Origin of the sequence: Streptomyces populi, from assembly GCF_002911015.1 — a bacterium.
GTDB lineage: Bacteria > Actinomycetota > Actinomycetes > Streptomycetales > Streptomycetaceae > Streptomyces > Streptomyces populi.
Genome location: NZ_KZ626916.1, coordinates 1 through 19,205, shown reverse-complemented (window position 1 = coordinate 19,205; position 19,205 = coordinate 1). Strand labels below are relative to the sequence as shown.

Genomic DNA, 19,205 nt, shown 5'->3' with positions numbered 1-19,205 from the left:
CATCCCCGCTCTGCGGGTTGCCTCGGGCACGTATCGTGAGTGGTTGCGGACCGAACGAAGCCACAACGGAACGCACGGCGAACGGAATTGACCAACCGGTCGGCTGGGGGAGCATCGTGGACGACTACGCGGGACGGGTACTCGCCGACCGCTACCGCCTGCCCCTGCCGCCGTCCGACGAGTACGAACTCGCCGAGAGCCGGGCCTTCGACACCTACAGCGGGCAGGAAGTCCTGGTGCGCCAGGTGCCGTTGCCCGAGGTCGTCGAGGCCGAGGTGCTCGACGCGGACGGACTGCCCGACGGGTTCGTGGCCCGGGACGGCGGGGTGCGGCGGGCGTCGGCCCGCACCACCCGGCGGACGGTCGAACCGGCGGTGCTGCGCGCGATCGACGCGGCGCAGGCCGCCGCGCGGATTCCCGACCATCCCCGGCTCGACCAGGTCTTCGACGTGTTCGCCGAGGGCGGGTCGCTGTGGATCGTCAGCGAGTCGGTGCCCGCGAGGCCGCTGGCCGCACTGCTCGCGGAGAAACCGCTCACCCCGTACCGCGCCGCGGAGGTCGCCGCCGACGTCCTGACCGCGCTGCGGGTCCTGCACGCGCACGGCTGGGTGCACCGGAACATCACCGCGCGCACGGTGCTCGTCTGCGACGACGGCCGCGTCCTGCTCACCGGACTGGCGGCCGGGGCCGCCGAAGAGGCGCTGTGCGGGTACGACCCGGTGCCGGCGCCCGAGGACGACTTCACGACCGGTCACGGCTTCGGCCCCCGCGCCGGACAGCCCGGTGACGGCGGTCCTGCCGGGGCGGGCGCTCCGCCGGGCGCCGGAGGCGGGCAGGGCGCCGCGGGCGGCCGGGCTCCCGCCGGCGGCCCTGGTTCCGGCGGCGCCGCGCGCGGTGTCGCCGTGGCGGCCACGAGCGGAGCCGACGCGGAAGCGGCCCGGCGGGCGGCGATCGAGGCCCGCGCGGGGCAGGGAACGCCGGTCCCCGGGGCACCCGCGGTGGGTGGGGGACCGCGTGCGCTCGAAGCGGGCGGTGCGGCGGGTCCGGGCCGCCCGGCGGGAGCGCCCGGTCCGGACGGCGGGCCGGGGACGGGCGGGCGCGCGGAGGACGCCGGGGACGAGATCCGCGCCGCGCGCGCCGGAGCCATCGCCGCCTACCGCGCCGGAGCGCGTGCCGCCGCCCGCGTGCAGGGGGAGCGGCGGGGAGACCCGCTCGCCCTTCCGTCGCCCCGGCCCTCGGCGCCCGACGAGCGGGCGGGTCAGGACGGCCGGTACGGCGCCTCCCCGTACTCCGCGCAGGACCGGGCCCACACCCCGCCGCAACTGCCGGGCCAGGGCGGGCAGCAGCATCCGCACGGCGCGCCCCCGGGCCAGATAGCCGACCCGTACGGAGTCGGCGGCACCAGCAGGTACGGAGCCCCGCCGCGGCCCGCCGGAGCCCTCGGCGGGGACGACGGCCAAGGGCACCCCACCCTCCCCCCGGGCCCGGACGGCGGGCCCGCGCCGGGCGGCACGGCGTACGGACGCTCCGGGACCGTGCCCGGAGCGTCCCCTTACGGCACGGAGCACGGCAGCCGTCCCGGCGTTCCGGCCCCCGGACGGTCCCTCGGCGGCGACCGGGCCGCGGACGACGGCCGGCCCACCGGCGGGTTCCAGGCGTCCGGCGGCACCCAGGTGCCCGTGCCTCCGGGCGGATTCACGGACTCCGGACACGCCCGCCCGTCCGGTGTCCTCCCGGCCCCCGGCCACACCCGGGCGCCCGGCGCACCGCAGAGTCCCGTCCCCGCCCCGCACGGTCCCGGGCGCGCCGGAGGGGGTTGGGGTGAGCCGGCCGCCGGGGCACCGCCGCGCCGGGGCCCGGCCACCGCGCTCGCGGCCGAGCGGGCCCGGCAGGCGCGGATGGCCGTGGTCGGGCCGGTCACCGAGCGCTGGGCGCCGGAGCAGGCCGGACCGGTGCACGAGAACTGGCAGCTGGCGGCACCGATCGGCCCGGCGACCGACCTGTGGGCGCTCGGCGCGCTGCTCTTCCGCGCCGTACAGGGGCACGCCCCGTACCCGGAGGAGAACACCGCCGAGCTGGTCCAGCTGGTGTGCGCGGAACCGCCCGCCTTCGCCGAGGAGTGCGGGCCGCTGCGGCCCGTCGTCGAGTCGCTGCTGCGCCAGGACCCCACCGAGCGGATCGACTTCGAGGAGCTGCGCGGCTGGCTGCGGTCCCTGGTGCGGTCCGCGCCGGAGCCCGAGGCCGGGACGCACGTCGTGCCCGTGCCGCCCGTCGACCCGAGCAGGCTGCCGATCGTGCGGCGCCGGGGCGAACTCGTCCGCAGGCGTCGCGCCGGGCTGCCCGCGACGAGCCCGCACGCCCGCCACAAGCGGGCCAGACGGGACGCCCCGCCCCGTCGGCTGGGCCGGAACCTGCTCCTGCTGGTCCTGCTCCTGCTGGCCGCGGCGGTCGCGTACGCGGTCGTCTTCATGCCCAAGGCGGACCGGAGCGGCACCGACGAGGGGCGGACCGGCAACGCCGGACAGGCCGGCCCCGCCACGCCGTCCGGCGGCGACCCGACGGCGAGCAGCGCGCCCACCTCCGACCGGACGTCGCCGGATCCCGGCAAGAGCCCCTCGGCGGAGGCCGGTTCGGCCTCCTCGCACGCCACCGCCGATTCCGGCGTCGCCCAGGGGTTCACCCTGCGCAAGGACCCCGAGGGGTTCCAGGTCGCGGTGGCGAGCGGCTGGACCCGCTCGCCGAGGAACGGCAGCGGCCAGGTCGTCTACTCCCAGGGCGACTTCGAGCTCATCGTCGTACCCGGCCGGGACGGCACCGCCACGTTCGGCGGCGACCCGATGACCTACCAGCGGGAGAGCGAGAAGGAGCTCCAGCCCTTCCGGGACTCGACCTGGGCCACCTCCAGCGGGATGCGGCGGATCGACGTGGGCGGCAAGGCGATGGCCGAGGGCCAGTTCACCTGGCAGGACTCCGCCGGACACTCGCTCTACGTGCGCAACCTCGCGATCCTGATCGCCGGGCACTACCACGTGGTGCAGGTGCGCGGCCCGGACGCCGAGCGCGACGAGGTGACGCGGCTGTACGAGCAGGCGTCGTCGACGTACCAAGTCACCCGCTGAGCAACCGTCTTGCCGTCACTCGCCGTGTTCGGGCAGGTGGGAGCTGCTGAACATCGAACGGTTCCCTCCCGTACAAGGAAGCGACAACCGTCACAGTGCGGTCTCCGTACGACCCCGCTTGTTCCCTGGGTGGGCACCGCTCTTTAGTCTGACCCTGTCAAGACCATTGCGGGGAAATGTGAATCAGATGCAGGGCCTGCTCCTCGCGGGCCGCTACCGGCTTGTCGAATCCATCGGCAGCGGTGGCATGGGCCGGGTTTGGCGCGCCCATGATGAGGTGCTGCACCGTGCCGTCGCGGTCAAGGAGCTGACCGCCGCGCTGTACGTCGCCGAGAGCGAGCAGAGCGTCCTGCTGGCCCGCACCCGTGCCGAGGCCCGCGCCGCCGCGCGCATCAACCACTCGGCCGTCGTCACCGTGCACGACGTCCTCGAACACGACGGCCGCCCCTGGATCGTGATGGAGCTGGTCGAGGGCGAGTCGCTGGCCGACGCGGTGAAGGAGCACGGCCGTATCGAGCCGCGCGAGGCCGCGCGCATCGGTCTGTGGGTGCTTCGGGCCCTGCGCGCCGCGCACGCGGCGGGCGTGCTGCACCGCGACATCAAGCCGGGCAACGTCCTGCTCGGCCGCGACCGCCGGGTGCTGCTCACCGACTTCGGCATCGCCCAGATCGACGGCGACACCACCATCACCCGCACCGGAGAGGTCGTCGGCTCGGTCGACTACCTCGCTCCGGAGCGGGTGCGCGGCCACGACCCGGGCCCGGCGTCCGACCTGTGGGCGCTCGGCGCCACGCTGTACACGGCGGTGGAGGGCAGGTCGCCGTTCCGCCGCACCTCGCCCATCGGCACCATGCAGGCCGTCGTCGAGGAGGAGCCCGCGGAACCGGTCAACGCGGGTGTGCTGGGACCCGTCCTCGCCGCACTGCTGCGCAAGGATCCGGCCGATCGGCCCGGTGCGGAGCAGGCCGAGCAGATGCTCGCCGAGGCGGCGGAGGGGCGGGCGTCGAGCGCGGCGCAGTCGTACACGCCGACGGTACGGGCGGCGTACGACACCGCGGAACCGGGAACCGGCGGCACCCGTGTGCAGACGGCCGCCACCACGCCGTACCGGCCGATGACGATCGAGCCCGTGCCCGCGCCGCAGAAGCGGCACCGCCTGCGTATGTTCGCCCTGGTCGTCGCCCTCGCGGCGGTCATCGGCGGGGGCGTCGCGATCGCGTTGCAGCACTTCGGCGCAGGCGGCACGGGCAGCCCCGACGGCTCCGCCTCCACGTCGTCGCCCCGGAGCGGCGACGCCAAGCCGAGCGGCAAGGGCGGCCCGGGGACGGTTCCCGCCGGTTGGAAGCGGCACGACGACCCGGTGGGCTTCAGCATCTACCTGCCCAAGGGGTGGGTGCGGTCCGTCTCCATCGACAAGGACGGTCTCCGGCAGGTCGACTACTCGCCCGACAAGGGCAAGCACCTCGTACGGGTCGCCGTCGACACCGATCCGGACTTCAGCTCCTCGTACAAGCACATGAGCGATCTGGACGAGAACCTCGCGGGGCGGTTGCGGGACTACCGGCAACTGCTCCTCAAGGAGGAGCTTTTCCGCGACCAGCCGGGTGCCCGCTGGGAGTACACATGGGATGCCCTGGCCAAGGACGCGCCGCACTACTTCCCGGGTCCCTACCACGCGATCGACGTCGGGTACATGAAGAGCGACGGCACCGAGTACGCCGTCTACGAGTCCTCGCCGGCCGACGAATGGACCGCCACCAAGGAGCAGTTCGACCGGATCCTGCGGAGCTTCCAGGAAGACTGATCCGGGTCCGAGCCGCCCGGAGCGGGCCGTCGGCCGTCCCGGGGCGGCCGCGTGCTTGGCCGGTCACCGTCACGGAGGGCGTGCGTCCGGTGCGGCATGATGGGACGCATGGGGACCGAGGGGGAGAACGCCCGCGTGATCGCGGGCCGGTACCGGCTGGAGACCAGAATCGGCCGGGGCGGCATGGGCGTCGTCTGGCGTGCCACCGACCAACTGCTCGGCCGCAAGGTCGCGGTGAAGGAGCTGGCCGTCGACGACTCGCTCTCGGCCGAGGAGTCCCGGCTCCAGCGCGACCGCACCCTGCGTGAGGCGCGGGCCGTCGCGCAACTGCACCACCCGCACATCATCGTCGTCCACGACGTCGTCGAGGACGACGAACGCCCTTACATCGTCATGGAGTTGATCGACGGCGGCTCGCTCGCCGAACGGATCTCCGAGAACGGACCGGTCGACGCGCGCGAGGCCGCCCGCATCGGCATCGACCTGCTCGGCGCACTGCGCCGCGCCCACGAGGCGGGCGTCCTGCACCGCGACCTCAAGCCCGCCAACGTCCTCGTCGAGGCGGGCACCGACCGCATCGTGCTCACCGACTTCGGGATCGCCCAGGTCGCGGGCGCGACGACACTCACCGAGACCGGCTCGTTCGTCGGCTCGCCCGAGTACACCGCGCCCGAGCGGATGGCCGGGGCGCGGACCGGCCCCGAGTCCGACCTGTGGTCGCTCGGCGCGCTGCTGTGCACGGTGCTGAGCGGGGCGTCGCCCTTCCGGCGCGACTCGCTCGGCGGGATCCTGCACGCGGTCGTCGTCGACGAGATCCGTCCGCCGGCCCAGGCCGCACCGCTCCTGCCCGTCGTACGAGGGCTGCTGGAGCGCGACCCGGAGCGGCGGCTCGACGCGGCGGAGGCGGAGCGGATGCTGCGCGCCTTCCGGGACACCGGCCGCACCCCGCGGCTGCTGGTCCCGTACACGCCGACGCGGCGGGACATCCCCCATGTGTCCCTGCGCAGGCCCGCGCCCGAGCCGTCGCCGGGCTCCGGCGCCGTGGCCGACGCCCCGCCCCGGCAGTCCACGCGCAGCCTCCTCGTGACCGCCGCGCTGGTCGCCGCGATGGCCGGTGCGGGAGTGTCCGCGGCCGCGCTGCTGATGGGCGGCGGAGGGGACGGCAGGCCCGCCTCGTCGAGCGCGCCGGGCACGCCCCGCACCCCGGGCACCTCCTCCACCTCCTCTACCGGATCCCCGGCGTCCGGCCCGCGGTCGACCCCGCCCACCGAGGCCGGTCCCACCGTCACGGTGACCGGCCGCCGGACGCCGTCCGCCCGCACCGCGCCCTCGGGCTACCGCATCGCCTCCGACGCGAACGGCTTCTCGCTCGCCGTGCCCGACGGCTTCACCCGCGATCCGCAGGGGGAGCGGATCTTCTACATGTCGTCGGGGGACACCTTCCGCATCGGTATCAAGGTGGCCGATCCCGCGCCGGGCGGTCCGCTGGGCGTGATGCGGCGCGCGGACGCCTCCGGGCCGGCCAACAACCCCGGCTACCGCGACGGCGCGGTCGCCCGGACGGTGCACGACGGACACACCGCCGCCCTCTGGGAGTTCACCTGGAACGGCTTCAGCAAGGCGGAGGGTCCCCGGCACACCTACGACCTGTGCTGGGAGGAGGGCGGCCGGATGTACGACGTCTGGGTCTCCGCGCCGGTGGGCCGGGTGACGGAGGCGAAGGAGTACTTCGACGTCGCGGTGGACACGTTCAGGGTCTCGTGACGTTCAGGGTCTCGTGACGGAGGGGCCGCGCGCACGGGAGACGACGGAGGCCCGTGGCCCGGGCCCTCGTGCCGGGTGGTCCGAGCGGCACCGGAGAAACGATTCATTGATGATCGTCGCGCCGACAACGCCCTGATCAGCGCATTTACTGCCAGTGATCACTGGCAGTGTGTGAGTACTCCGTGAAAGGCCATTACCGACGGGTACCCAAAGGGGGCGAGGAGGCATACCCTGCGGCTCATGACGGACTCGCAGGCCGCGGAGCAGGCCACGGAAAGCACCGGCGCCGACGAGGCGGCCGGCACCGACACGGCGGTCGGCGTGGCCGCCGCGACCGACGCGGACCCGACGTCCGCCACCACGGACGCCACGGACGCCACGGACGCCACGGACGCCGCGGGCACCACGGACACCGCGACCGGTGCGGCGGGTGCCGGAGAGACGCCCGCCACCGTCGACGAGACGCCCGGCACCGCGGATCCGGCCGACGCGGACGAGCCCGCCGCCGGAGCGGCCGCCACCCCCGTCGCCCTCGGCACCAACCCCCTCGCTCCCGCCCCGGCCGGCGCCCGTACCGCCGCCGACGTGGTCACCCCCGAGCTCGTCGCGCAGCTCACCAGGGGAGTGGCCGGTTCCGGGCGGACCGTCAACCACACGCCGTTCACCGGCGAGAAGCTCGCCGACGTGCCCGAGTCGACCCCGGAGGACGTCGAGAAGGCCTTCGAGCGGGCCCGCGCCGCCCAGGGTGCCTGGGCGGCCACCCCGGTCCGGCGCCGCGCCGCCGTCCTGCTGCGCTTCCACGACCTCGTGCTCGCCCGTCAGGCCGAGGTCCTGGACCTCGTCCAGCTGGAGACCGGCAAGACCCGGCTGCACGCCCACGAGGAGGTCCAGGCCGTCCTGGTCGCCGCGCGGCACTACGGGCTCAAGGCCCCCTCCTACCTGCGCCCCAAGCGCCACGCGGGTGCGATGCCCACCCTCACCAAGGTCACCGAACTGCGGCACCCGCGCGGTGTCGTCGGGCAGATCGCGCCCTGGAACTACCCGCTGGAGCTGTCGGTCGGCGACGCCCTGCCGGCCTTCGTCGCGGGCAACGCGGTCGTCATGAAGCCCGACACCGAGACCTGCCTGACCGCCCTGTGGGCGCGCGACCTGCTGATCGAGGCCGGACTGCCCGCCGAGGTCTTCCAGGTCGTCATCGGCGACGGCCCGGTCGTCGGACCCGAGGTCGTCCGGCACGCCGACTACGTCTCCTTCACGGGCTCGACCCGGACCGGCCGTGAGGTCGCCCAGGGCGCGGCCGCCCGTCTGGTCGGCGTCTCCCTCGAACTCGGCGGCAAGAACGCCATGGTGGTCCTGGAGGACGCCGACCTCGAGAAGGCGGCCGCCGGTGCCGTCCGCGCCTGCTTCTCCTCCGCCGGACAGCTCTGCATCTCCATCGAGCGGCTGTACGTCCACGAGTCGATAGCCGACGCCTTCACGGAGCGGTTCGCCGCCAAGACCAGGGCCCTGCGGCTCGGCACCTCCCTCGCGTACGGGGCGGACATGGGCTCGCTGGTCGGGGAGCGCCAGCTGGAGACCGTGACGCGGCACGTCGAGGAAGCCGTCGCCAAGGGGGCCAGGGTCGTCGCCGGCGGTGTCGCCCGGCCCGACGTCGGCCCGTACTTCTACGAGCCCACCATCCTCGACGGAGTGGAGGCCCCGATGGCCGTCTGCGCCGAGGAGACCTTCGGGCCGGTCGTCTCCGTCTATCGCTTCAAGACCGAGGACGAGGTCGTCGAGCGCGCCAACTCCACCGCGTACGGCCTCAACTCCTCCGTCTGGACGAAGGACGGCCGGCGCGGTCGCGCGCTCGCGGCCCGGCTGCGGACCGGCACGGTGAACGTCAACGAGGGGTACGCGCCCGCGTACGGCAGCGTCCAGTCGCCGATGGGCGGCATGAAGGACTCCGGCCTCGGCCGCCGACACGGCTCCGAGGGCATCCTCAAGTACACCGAGGCGCAGACCGTCGCCCACCAGAGGCTGCTGCCGATGGCGCCGTCCCTCGGCATGGACGACGAGAAGTACGCGGCGTTCATGAGCCGGAGCCTGAAGGTCATGAAGGCGCTCCGGCTGCGGTAGCCCGCCGGTCCCCGACGGATCCCACAACGGTCCTCAACCAACGGTTCTCAACGGTCTCGACGAGGAGAGCGGCACGTGTCACAGGAGAGCTCTGTCCAGGAACAGCCGGACGAGGAGACGTACGACTACGACGTGGTCGTCGTCGGCTCCGGCTTCGGCGGTTCCGTCACCGCCCTGCGGCTGACGGAGAAGGGGTACCGCGTAGGCGTCCTCGAAGCCGGCCGGCGCTTCACCCGCGACACGCTCCCCAAGAACTCCTGGGACATCAAGAACTACCTCTGGGCGCCGCGGCTCGGCATGTACGGCATCCAGCGCATCCATCTGCTGGGCAACGTGATGGTGCTCGCGGGGGCGGGCGTGGGGGGCGGTTCGCTCAACTACGCCAACACCCTCTACGTACCGCCGAAGCCGTTCTTCGAGGACCCGCAGTGGAAGGACATCACCGACTGGGAGGAGGAGCTGAAGCCGTACTACGACCAGGCCAAGCGCATGCTGGGCGTGCGGCTCAACCCGACCATGACCCCGTCGGACGTGCACCTCAAGGCCGCCGCGGAACGGATGGGCGTGGGCGACACCTTCCACATGGCGCCCGTCGGCGTCTTCTTCGGCGACGGGCGGGACGCGGACGGCTCGTCCGGCGCCAAGCCCGGTGCGGAGGTCGCCGACCCGTACTTCGGGGGCGTCGGGCCCTCGCGCAAGGCCTGCACCGAGTGCGGCGAGTGCATGACCGGCTGCCGTCACGGAGCCAAGAACACCCTCAACGAGAACTACCTCCACCTCGCCGAGAAGGCGGGCGCGGTCGTCCACCCCATGACGACCGTCGTGTCCGTCACCGACGACTCACGCGGCGGCTACGCCGTCCAGACCCTCCCGACGGACGACCGGCGCAAGGGCGAGGGGCGGACGTTCACCGCGCACCGGGTCGTCCTCGCGGCCGGCACCTACGGCACCCAGACGCTGCTGCACCGCATGAAGGCCGGCGGTCAGCTGCCGTACCTGTCGAAGCGGCTGGGCGAGCTGACCCGCACCAACTCCGAGGCGCTGGTGGGCGCGCAGACCGACGACCGCCGCTACCGCAAGGCGCACGGCACGAAGGCCGACTTCACCCGCGGGGTGGCCATCACCTCCTCGATCCACCCGGACGAGGACACCCACATCGAACCCGTCCGCTACGGCAAGGGCTCCAACGCGATGGGCGGCATGTCCATCCTCCAGGTCCCCTACGCGGAGGGCTCGTCGAGGGTGGCGGGGTGGCTCGTCAACGCGGCCCGGCACCCGCTGCTCGTGCTCCGGTCGCTCTCCAACCGCCGCTGGTCCGAACGCACCATCATCGGGCTGGTGATGCAGTCGCTCGACAACTCCCTGACGACCTACCTCAAGCCCAAGGGCGCGGGCAAGGGGCTGTTGACGGCACGGCAGGGGCACGGCGCGCCCAACCCCAAGCAGATCGAGGCCGCTTCACGGGCCGCCTCCGCCCTCGCCGAGGAGATCAACGGCTTCCCGGGCAGCAACGTCGGAGAGCTGATGGGCACCCCGCTCACCGCGCACTTCCTCGGCGGCTGTCCGATCGGCGCCGGTGCCGAGGAGGGCGTCATCGACCCGTACCACCGGCTCTACGGCCACCCGGGCATCTCCGTCGTCGACGGCGCCGCCGTCTCCGCGAACCTCGGCGTCAACCCGTCGCTCACCATCACCGCGCAGGCCGAACGGGCCATGTCGTTCTGGCCCAACAAGGGCGAGGCCGATCCGCGTCCGGCGCCCGGAGCCTCGTACGAGCGTCTGAAGGCGGTGGAGCCGCACAGCCCCGCCGTCCCCGCGGACGCCTTCGGCGCGCTGCGGCTGCCGTTCCTGGGCATGCCCGCGGTGCCGCCGAAGCCGTAGCCCGGGATCCGCTCCGGGCGGCGAAGTCCCGTACGGAGAAGCCCATTGCGGCGATGTCCGGTGCTGCGAAGTCCGGTACGACGAAAAGAAGGACCTGCGCCCCCCTCCGAGCGCAGGTCCTTCTCTTCGTACGGGGCCGACGTCCGCGTCAGCCGTGCGGTGCCGCGGTGTTACGCGCTCGCGCCGGACTTGCGGCGACGGACGACGACCAGCGCACCGGCGCCGGCGACGACGGCGATGCCGCCGGCGAGGCCGATCATCGGCAGGGCGGAGCTGGAGCCCGTCTCGGCGAGGCTGCCGTTGACCTGCGGGGTGTTGCTCTTGTCGGCGGGCTTGTCCGAGACCGGGACCTTGCCGCCTTCCTGCGGCTTGGTGCCGTCGGTGTCCGTGCCGGCCTTGACGATCTGGAACTTGTAGGCGACCTCGCCGTAGCCGAAGCACTCCGCGTCGGCGTCGCCGTAGATGCTGGCGCCGAGGGAGAAGCCGGCGCCGACCGGGGCGTTGGAGTGCACGTTGATGCGCAGCGGGATGTCGACCTCGTAGCCGGGCTTGAGCTCGTCGGTGTAGCCGACGAAGCCGACCGCGGCCCCGTCCTCGTCGACGTTCTCCCAGGCCTTGTCGACCTCGTTGTACGCCTGGAGCTGGACCTTCTTGCTCTCGAAGAGGTTCTCGCCGGCCTCGTCGGAGGAGGCGCCGGCGAAGTAGCCGAGGTCGCTCAGGGTGGATTCGGAGTTGTTCGCGACGTTCAGGGAGAACTTGTGCCAGCCGCTGCCCGCCGCGATCTTGCCGGGCAGGCCCGTGATGGAGACGTCGACCTTGGAGTCCGAGCACTCGGAGGGCTCGGGGTCGGGGGACTCCGACGCCGACGCGGAGGTGCTCGGCGCGGGCGCCGACTCCGAGGCGGAGCCGCTCGGGGCCGGGGCGGACGCGGAGGTGGAGGCGGAGGCGGAGGTGCTCGGCTCGGGAGCCGACTCCGAGCCGGACGGCTCGGGGGCCGACTCGGTCGGGCTCGGCGAGGCCGACTCGGTTGCGGACTCGGACACGCTCGCACTCGGGGACGGGCTTTCTTCTTCCGCGAACGCGGCCGGCGCGACCGACAGCAACGCGAGCGGGGCTATGACAGCCGTCGCGGCCGCAGTGGCCATGGCACGGCGAAGCTTCATGAAGACCTCGGATATCCAGTGCGCCGTGCATGCGCGGCGCGATTATGGCGTTTGTGTGCGGCCCCCGTGCGTGAACGCGGTTGTGGCCGTTGGTTCTGCAGAGGAGACCGGCGAAGGCTGGGAATGGTTGTCCCGTACTTCACATAATTCTTATGTGTGCTGGGTCACACGGAGGTGTGGCTTGCGCACGCCCGTTCGAGACGCTTAGAAATGGTCCTCGTGTCTGATCAGCAGCCTGAGGAAACCAACGAGCCGACGGTTCCTGACGATGTGTGGGAACGCTTCGCGCGCGACAGCGAACGCGACATCCGCTCCACGGCGCCGAAGGAGCCCTCCGCCCGGGCGCGCATGGTGACGGAACGGCTGCGCCTCCAGGACGAGTTGGAGGCCGAGCGGGCCGCCCGCCGGGGCTTCCGGAAGAAGGAGGCGCGGTCGGCCGCGCAGCCCGAGGGCTGGCGGACGAATCCCGCCCGGCGTGAGGCGAACGAGCGCGCCGCCCGGCGCCGCAAGCTGTGGGCGGTCCTCGGAATCCCGCTCGCCGTCGCCGTGGCCGTCGTCGCGATGAAGCCGTCCCTGCTGCCCGGCGGCCTCTTCGACGGCTCGGGCGGGCCCGCGTCGGCCGGTCCCGAACTTCCTGCCGAGACCGCCGCCCCGACCACGCCACCCTCCGCCCAGGCCTCCCGGAAGCCCACCAGGGAGCGGCCGTTCGCCGGATCGCCCGCCGAGCGCTGGGGCGACGGCACCGACGCGATCGTCGTCCCGAAGGCCACCGCGGTCGGTTCCCTCACGAAGGAACAGGTGGCCACCGCGCTGCGCGGGACCAAGAACCTGCTCGTCGGGGCCAACCTCGACCCGGCGACCCTGCGCGGCGAGCGCCCCGCGGCGGCCATCGCCGTCCTCGATCCCAAGCAGCCCCACATGATCGACGACATCGACCGCAAGCTGCGCGCGCCGGACGAGAAGCACGACCCGCTCACCCTGTTCAGCCGCTTCGACCCGCGCGAGGTGCGCCTGGTCGGGAACGTGGTCAAGACGCGCGGCCGGATCACGTTCGAGGCCGGCAAGGACGGGGCCGTCGCCATCCACGCCGACTACACCTTCGTCTACCCGGTCTCCTCGGCGAAGGGGAACACGGACGAGGTGACGCGCACCATCGTGCGCCGTGTTCTCGACATCGACTTCCTGAACCCGAGGAAATTCCGGGTCACGCCGGGCAGGGTGATGATCCGTCGCTACGACCAGGAGATCGGCAACTCCGCCTGCTACGTCCACGACGGTTTCCTGCACCCGCTGTTCGACTCGACCGCACCCACCGGCGCGCCGCCGACCGGCCCGACCACCGACCCGTACGACCGCAGCCGTGACCTTCGGGACTCGCCCACGGGAGACTGCGGCACGCTGTCCCGCACCTGACGGCGTCCTTACCCTGGCGCAGGCGTTCCGGGTACGGCGAAGGGCCCCGCGGGACGCGTGTCCGCGGGGCCCTTCGCCCGGCAGCACCGACGTCAGGGCGCGCCGGTGCCTCGAAGCGGCGTCGGGGGAAGCGCCGCCGGTCGACGGGAGCGGCCGCCGGTTCGCACACGGCGGCACACGAGGGCGCGCCCGCGACGACGGCCCGGACGAGTTCCGTCGGACGGCCCCGGGCGTCCCCGGGGCCGACCGTTCTCTTGCAGCGACCGGGCTGCTGTCCCCTGCCGTCCGGTCGCACGGCCTGGAGCGAGGTCCCACGACGCACGGCACGATCCGTGCGTCTCATCGCTCCAGTGAAGCCACGCGTGGTTCTTTCGGGCCCGCCCCTGGCTGACACGGACACCTGAAGAAACGAAGCCCGCGCCGCCCGGGATGCGCGCCGTACGGGTGACAGGGAATGCGTACGTGCGTGCGTCGGGTGCGCCGGGGGTGCGGGGTGCCGACGGCGTGGCTGCCCGGGGTGCGGGGGTGCGCCGCTCAGATGCGGCCGCGGCACAGTTCGAGCAGCGTCATCGCCAGCGCGGTGCCCGGCTTGCCGAGCGCGTCCCGGTAGTGGCCGAGGACCTCCATCTCCCTGGAGAGGTTCACCCGGCGGCCGCCGGAGGTGATCCGCGCCTCCTGGATCACGGCCGAGACGGCCATCCGTTCTTGCACGAGACCGATGATCCGGTCGTCGAGGGCGTCGATGCGCTCACGGGCGCCGGCGATGACACCGGCGGCCTCGTCGGTGCGGGCGCCGGTCTTGTCGAGTACGTCGGCCATGGTGGGGCTCCTCGCTGGAAGGGGTGCCCCGGGGCGGCAGGGCCCGGAAACGGCAGGCGCCCCGGGCCTTGTCGGCCCGGGGCGCCTGGGAAGTCGCTTGTCAGTTGCTCAAGCAGCACGACCATGGCAGCCGGTGGGCCGGTTGCCATAGGTAAACAGGAAGGTCGTCTGCGTGAGCATGACGGCAGTATGCACGCCCGCGGCGGCGCCGGCCAAGCCGGTTCGGATGGTGAGACCGGGGGCCGGAAACCCCGCGGGGGCCGGGCCCGCCGCGGCCCCCGGTAGAATCGGCCGTACACACCCTTTTGCTCACCGCCGGAAGGCAGACCGTGCCAGAAGCGTCCCCCGCCGCCCCCGACACCGTCCTGGTCGTCGACTTCGGTGCGCAGTACGCCCAGCTCATCGCCCGTCGCGTCCGTGAGGCCCGGGTCTACAGCGAGATCGTGCCGAGCACCATGCCGGTCCAGGAGATGCTCGCCAAGAACCCCGCCGCGATCATCCTCTCCGGCGGCCCCTCGTCGGTCTACGCGGAGGGCGCTCCGCGCCTGGACCGCGAGATCTTCGAGGCGGGCGTCCCCGTCTTCGGCATGTGCTACGGCTTCCAGCTGATGGCCACGGCCCTCGGCGGCACGGTCGACAACACCGGCGCCCGCGAGTACGGCCGCACCCCGCTGCACGTCTCGAAGTCCGGCTCCACCCTGTTCGAGGGCACCCCGGACGAGCAGCCCGTGTGGATGTCGCACGGCGACGCCTGCTCCGCCGCCCCCGAGGGCTTCACCGTCACGGCCTCCACGGACGTCGTCCCGGTCGCCGCCTTCGAGAACGACGAGAAGAAGCTCTACGGCGTCCAGTACCACCCCGAGGTCATGCACTCCACGCACGGCCAGCAGGTCCTGGAGCACTTCCTGTACCGCGGCGCGGGTCTCACCCCGTCCTGGACCACCGGCAACGTCATCGACGAGCAGGTCGCCCTGATCCGCGAGCAGGTCGGCACCAAGCGCGCGATCTGCGGCCTGTCCGGCGGAGTGGACTCGGCGGTCGCCGCGGCCCTCGTCCAGAAGGCCATCGGCTCCCAGCTCACCTGTGTGTACGTCGACCACGGTCTGATGCGCCAGGGCGAGACCGAGCAGGTCGAGAAGGACTTCGTCGCCGCGACCGGCGTGCAGCTCAAGGTCGTGGACGCGGAGGAGCGCTTCCTCACCGCGCTCAAGGGCGTCTCGGACCCCGAGGAGAAGCGGAAGATCATCGGACGCGAGTTCATCCGCGTCTTCGAGCAGGCCCAGGCGGAGATCATCGCCGAGGCCGCCGAGGGCGAGGACGTCGCGTTCCTGGTCCAGGGCACGCTCTACCCGGACGTGGTCGAGTCCGGCGGCGGCACCGGCACCGCGAACATCAAGTCCCACCACAACGTGGGCGGTCTCCCGGAGGACCTGGAGTTCGAGCTCGTCGAGCCGCTGCGCAAGCTGTTCAAGGACGAGGTCCGGATGGTCGGCCAGGAGCTCGGCCTGCCCGAGGAGATCGTCCAGCGCCAGCCGTTCCCCGGTCCCGGCCTCGGCATCCGCATCGTCGGTGAGGTGACCAAGGAGCGTCTGGACCTGCTCCGCCAGGCCGACGCGATCGCCCGTGAGGAGCTCACCGCCGCCGGTCTCGACCGTGAGATCTGGCAGTGCCCGGTCGTCCTGCTCGCCGACGTGCGCAGCGTGGGCGTCCAGGGCGACGGCCGCACCTACGGTCACCCGATCGTGCTCCGTCCGGTGTCCAGCGAGGACGCCATGACGGCCGACTGGTCGCGGCTGCCGTACGAGACGCTGGCGAAGATCTCGACCCGCATCACGAACGAGGTCGCCGACGTCAACCGCGTCGTGCTCGACGTGACGAGCAAGCCCCCGGGCACCATCGAGTGGGAGTAGTCCTCCCGCCGGCGGGGGCGGCGCTCCCGCCTCAGGTCCGCTTGAGCGTGCGCACCGGCACGCCGGGCTTCCAGACCTGGACGACCAGATACGTGTCGTCCTCCACGTAGGTCCGTGTGACCTCCGTCAGCTCGGTGCGGAAGAGGTGGAACGGCTCCGGCGGTTCCACCTCTTTCACGTACGCGGCCTTGGCGGGGACTCCGTCGCCCACCTCGACGGCCCGCCCGCTGATCCGCACGTCGCCGCCGCCCATGTCCGTACCGGCCCCCGGGTTCGCCTGGAGCGCGAAGCGCGGGTCCCGGCGCAGGTCGAGCGCCTTGAGGGAGCCCGGCATCATGCCGAGCCACAGCTCGCCGTCCAGGAAGCGCACCTCGATGCCGGAGGTGCGGGGCGAGCCGTCCTTGCGGAGGGTCGCGAGGACGTGGTGGGTGAAGGCGCCGAAGCGCTGTTCGACGGTGTCGGCCAGGTCCGGTTCGGCCGTGGAGAGGGCTGCCCAGTTCATGGCCCGAGTCTGGCGCCCATACCCGACATCTTCTGTCGAGTTTTCCCTGTGTCCCTCGTCCGTCCTGATTTTTTCTCCCCCCGAACACCCCTGTTCTCCTGCGCTGACCCCGGGTAACTTCCGCTCGTACCGAACACGCCAGTGCTGGAGGACAGATGCACGGGCCCACTCCGCCGCTGCCCCGCCCCACCGACCAGCTCCGCTTCGCCATGCCGCCGATGCACGAGTCGACGGACGACGAACGACGGCACCGCAAGGAGCGGCTGGCCGGCGCGCTGCGGCTGTTCGGACGGCTCGGCTTCGAGGACGGCGTCTCCGGGCACATCACGGCACGCGACCCGGAGTACAGCGACTGCTTCTGGGTCAATCCCTTCGGCATGCCGTTCAAGCACGTCACCGTGAGCGATCTGGTCATGGCCAACCGGGACGGCCAGGTGATCGAGGGCCGCTACCACGTGAACCAGGCGGCGTTCACCGTGCACTCCCAGGTCCACGCGGCCCGCCCCGACGTCGTCGCCGTCGCCCACTGCCACTCCGTGCACGGCCGCGCCCTCGCCGCCCTCGGCGACCTGCTCGATCCGATCACCCAGGAGAGCTGCGCGTTCTACGAAGACCACGCGCTCTACGACGCCTACACCGGAGTCGCCGTCGACGCCGAGGAGGGGCGCAGGATCGCGTCCGCGCTGGGCAGCCGCAAGGCGCTGGTGCTGCGCAACCACGGGCTGCTGACCGTCGGGGACTCGGTGGACGCGGCGGCCTGGTGGTTCCTGTCCATGGAACGGTCCAGCCAGGTCCAGCTCACCGCGAAGGCCGCGGGCCGGCCCGTCCTCATCGGCCACAAGCAGGCGGTCGCCACGCGCGAACAGCTCGGCGGAGACCTGGTGGCGTGGATCAACTACCAGCCGCTGTGGCGGGACATCACCCGCAGCGAACCGGATCTCCTCGACTAGGGCCTGTCCGACCATTCGGGCCGTCGCCCGGCAGACGGGAATGGTCGGACAGGCCCTAGAGCCTGTCCGTCCGGCGGATCAGGTCGGCCGGGCCGGCGAGGGGGCGCCCGTTCTCCCCGCGCCGGACCGACCTGGGGCGTGCGCGCGGCGCTTCGTACGGCACAATTCGCTGTCGTCACAGGAGGGCCGTCGCGTGGGGGCGCGGCAGCCGGATTTTCGTGACATTCCACTTTTACGGAGTTTTTCTGGCGCGGGAAGGCGGCAGCGGGCGTGGCTGTGCAGGGGGCGGGACATGGTGCGGGACACCGTGCCGTGCCGGGGGCCGGGGTGGTCACCGGACGGAGCGGTGGTCCGGGTGGCGGGCCGGGCGGAGGCGTCGGCGGGGAGCCGGGCGGGCACGAGGGCGGCTGTACGTGCGGGGACTGCCCGCACGGGGCGCGTGCGGGGCACCGGCGGGCTGTCGCCGCGTTCCTCGCCAAGCGCGACGCGCTGGCGTCCGGACAGGGACTGCCCGCCGGTGTCGCGCACTCCGCCTCCGCGTCCCGGCAGTGGGTGTCCGACGAACTCACCCAGGCCGCGGACGCCGTCGCCGAACGGGGCCGTCTGGAGGGCGAGGCGTGGCTGGGCCGGCTGTGGCGCTACACCGCGTACACCGTCTGGACCGGCGTCGTCGTCCTCCTGCTCGTGCAGGCGCTCACCGCGATCGGGGCCGGCTGGACGGCGGCGCGGACGGCGGGGCTGCTCGCCGCGGTCGTGTCGGCCGGACTCCTGACCGGGGCGGCCTGGCTGCACCGGGCGCGGGGCGGGGCTCTCGCGCCGGTCATCGGTGAGGACAACCGGCTCTCCACCTCGCGCGCGGTGGCCGCCGGCTGGGTGCTGCTCACGGTGTACGCGGTGCTCGTGCTGGTGGGACAGCTGGCGGCGGCCTCGGCGCCCGGCCGCCGGGACGAAATCGTCGCCGGGTTCGAACTCGCCCGGGCCGCCGGTGTCGTGACCGTCGTCGCCGTGGTCTGCGGGGTCGCGGTGCTGGTGCGGCGGGTGGTCGGGCTGAGGGTGCTGGGGCAGCGGCTGCAGAAGGTCCGCGCGCACCGGCCGCGCGCCGCGGACCTGCTGACCGACGACGCCGGGCGGGGGAGCTTCGCCGACATCCAGTACGTCGTGATCAGCGGGGTCGCCCTGGTCTTCGCGGCGGTGCGGCTGGCGCGGCGGCCGTCGCAGTTGCCCGATCTTCCGTGGGGACTGGCCCTGCTGGTGCTGGTGTCGGCCGCGACCTATCTCGCCGGGAAGTACGCCGAGGGCGGGCGGCCGGTGATCCTCTCCGTGGTCCGGTCCCGTGAGGCGGGCGACCTGGACGCGCCGATCCGCACCGGGGACGACATCGAGATCCGGGGTGCCGGGTTCGTGCCGCCCGGCGCGCAGACCGCGGACCGGCTGTCGCGGATGGTCGTCCGGATAGGGGCGGTGCACGTGCACGTGCCGTTGGTGCCGGTGTCCGGGGGGTTCGGCAATCCCACGGACGCGGTGCTGACGGTGCCGGTGCCGGTGGATGTGGAGCCGGGGCGGGTGGAGGTGCAGGTGGTCACGGCGGCGGGTGTCGAGACGAACCGGTACGAGATCGAGGTCACGGACTGAGGGTGCTCGCCTCTGGCGGTTCGCGGGTGCGGTGCCGGTGCGTCGTGGGGCGGGGCCGTGCCGGTGCATCAGCCCGTCGCCGTCGGACAGGGATGTGGGCGTCGGTGGCGACGGGCATCGATGTACCGGC

Annotated in this window: 12 protein-coding genes; 9 read left to right on the top strand and 3 right to left on the bottom strand. The window is 73.0% G+C overall.

Features of this window, described 5'->3' with window-relative positions; genetic code table 11:
* The first annotated feature begins 116 nt into the window (after positions 1 to 116).
* From CW362_RS30040 to CW362_RS30020, 5 genes are all read left to right on the top strand, one after another.
* Positions 117 to 3,119, top strand: a complete 3,003-nt coding sequence (locus CW362_RS30040; RefSeq protein ID WP_103552756.1) for a protein kinase — start codon at positions 117 to 119, stop codon at positions 3,117 to 3,119.
* A gap of 187 nt (positions 3,120 to 3,306) precedes the next feature.
* Positions 3,307 to 4,923 carry a serine/threonine-protein kinase gene (locus CW362_RS30035; protein ID WP_103552755.1) on the top strand — a complete coding sequence of 539 codons (1,617 nt, stop codon included), beginning with the start codon at positions 3,307 to 3,309 and terminating at the stop codon, positions 4,921 to 4,923.
* 108 nt (positions 4,924 to 5,031) lie between these two features.
* Complete coding sequence (locus CW362_RS30030; RefSeq protein WP_103552754.1) at positions 5,032 to 6,687, top strand: serine/threonine-protein kinase; 1,656 nt, start codon at positions 5,032 to 5,034, stop codon at positions 6,685 to 6,687.
* 240 nt (positions 6,688 to 6,927) lie between these two features.
* Positions 6,928 to 8,805, top strand: coding sequence for a succinic semialdehyde dehydrogenase (locus CW362_RS30025; protein ID WP_240658109.1), 1,878 nt, complete (start codon positions 6,928 to 6,930; stop codon positions 8,803 to 8,805).
* A gap of 75 nt (positions 8,806 to 8,880) precedes the next feature.
* Positions 8,881 to 10,686: a GMC family oxidoreductase gene (locus CW362_RS30020; RefSeq protein WP_103552753.1), complete on the top strand. Its 1,806-nt coding sequence runs from the start codon at positions 8,881 to 8,883 to the stop codon at positions 10,684 to 10,686.
* A 170-nt stretch (positions 10,687 to 10,856) separates the two neighbouring features.
* Here the strand turns inward: CW362_RS30020 and CW362_RS30015 are convergent, their stop codons facing one another.
* Entirely contained in the window at positions 10,857 to 11,729 is an 873-nt protein-coding gene (locus tag CW362_RS30015; RefSeq protein ID WP_338069086.1) for an LAETG motif-containing sortase-dependent surface protein, read from the bottom strand.
* A gap of 330 nt (positions 11,730 to 12,059) precedes the next feature.
* On the opposite strand from CW362_RS30015, the gene CW362_RS30010 reads away from it, so the two are divergent.
* Positions 12,060 to 13,262 (top strand): hypothetical protein, encoded by a 1,203-nt coding sequence (locus CW362_RS30010; RefSeq protein WP_167455642.1) that lies wholly within the window; start codon positions 12,060 to 12,062, stop codon positions 13,260 to 13,262.
* 534 nt (positions 13,263 to 13,796) lie between these two features.
* Here the strand turns inward: CW362_RS30010 and CW362_RS30005 are convergent.
* Positions 13,797 to 14,081: a chorismate mutase gene (locus CW362_RS30005; RefSeq protein WP_103552751.1), complete on the bottom strand. Its 285-nt coding sequence runs from the start codon at positions 14,079 to 14,081 to the stop codon at positions 13,797 to 13,799.
* A 329-nt stretch (positions 14,082 to 14,410) separates the two neighbouring features.
* Between CW362_RS30005 and guaA the strand changes: the two genes are divergently transcribed.
* Entirely contained in the window at positions 14,411 to 15,991 is a 1,581-nt protein-coding gene (gene guaA / locus CW362_RS30000) for a glutamine-hydrolyzing GMP synthase (protein WP_103552750.1), read from the top strand.
* Between the two features lie 31 nt (positions 15,992 to 16,022).
* Here the strand turns inward: guaA and CW362_RS29995 are convergent, their stop codons facing one another.
* Positions 16,023 to 16,493: a pyridoxamine 5'-phosphate oxidase family protein gene (locus tag CW362_RS29995; RefSeq protein WP_103552749.1), complete on the bottom strand. Its 471-nt coding sequence runs from the start codon at positions 16,491 to 16,493 to the stop codon at positions 16,023 to 16,025.
* A gap of 155 nt (positions 16,494 to 16,648) precedes the next feature.
* Here CW362_RS29995 and CW362_RS29990 point away from each other — a divergent pair, with 155 nt between their 5' ends.
* Together CW362_RS29990 and CW362_RS29985 are read left to right on the top strand one after the other, a co-directional pair.
* On the top strand, positions 16,649 to 17,443 hold the full coding sequence (locus CW362_RS29990; RefSeq protein ID WP_103552748.1) for a class II aldolase/adducin family protein: 795 nt from the start codon (positions 16,649 to 16,651) through the stop codon (positions 17,441 to 17,443).
* Between the two features lie 327 nt (positions 17,444 to 17,770).
* Positions 17,771 to 19,075: a hypothetical protein gene (locus tag CW362_RS29985; RefSeq protein ID WP_103552747.1), complete on the top strand. Its 1,305-nt coding sequence runs from the start codon at positions 17,771 to 17,773 to the stop codon at positions 19,073 to 19,075.
* Positions 19,076 to 19,205 lie beyond the last annotated feature (130 nt).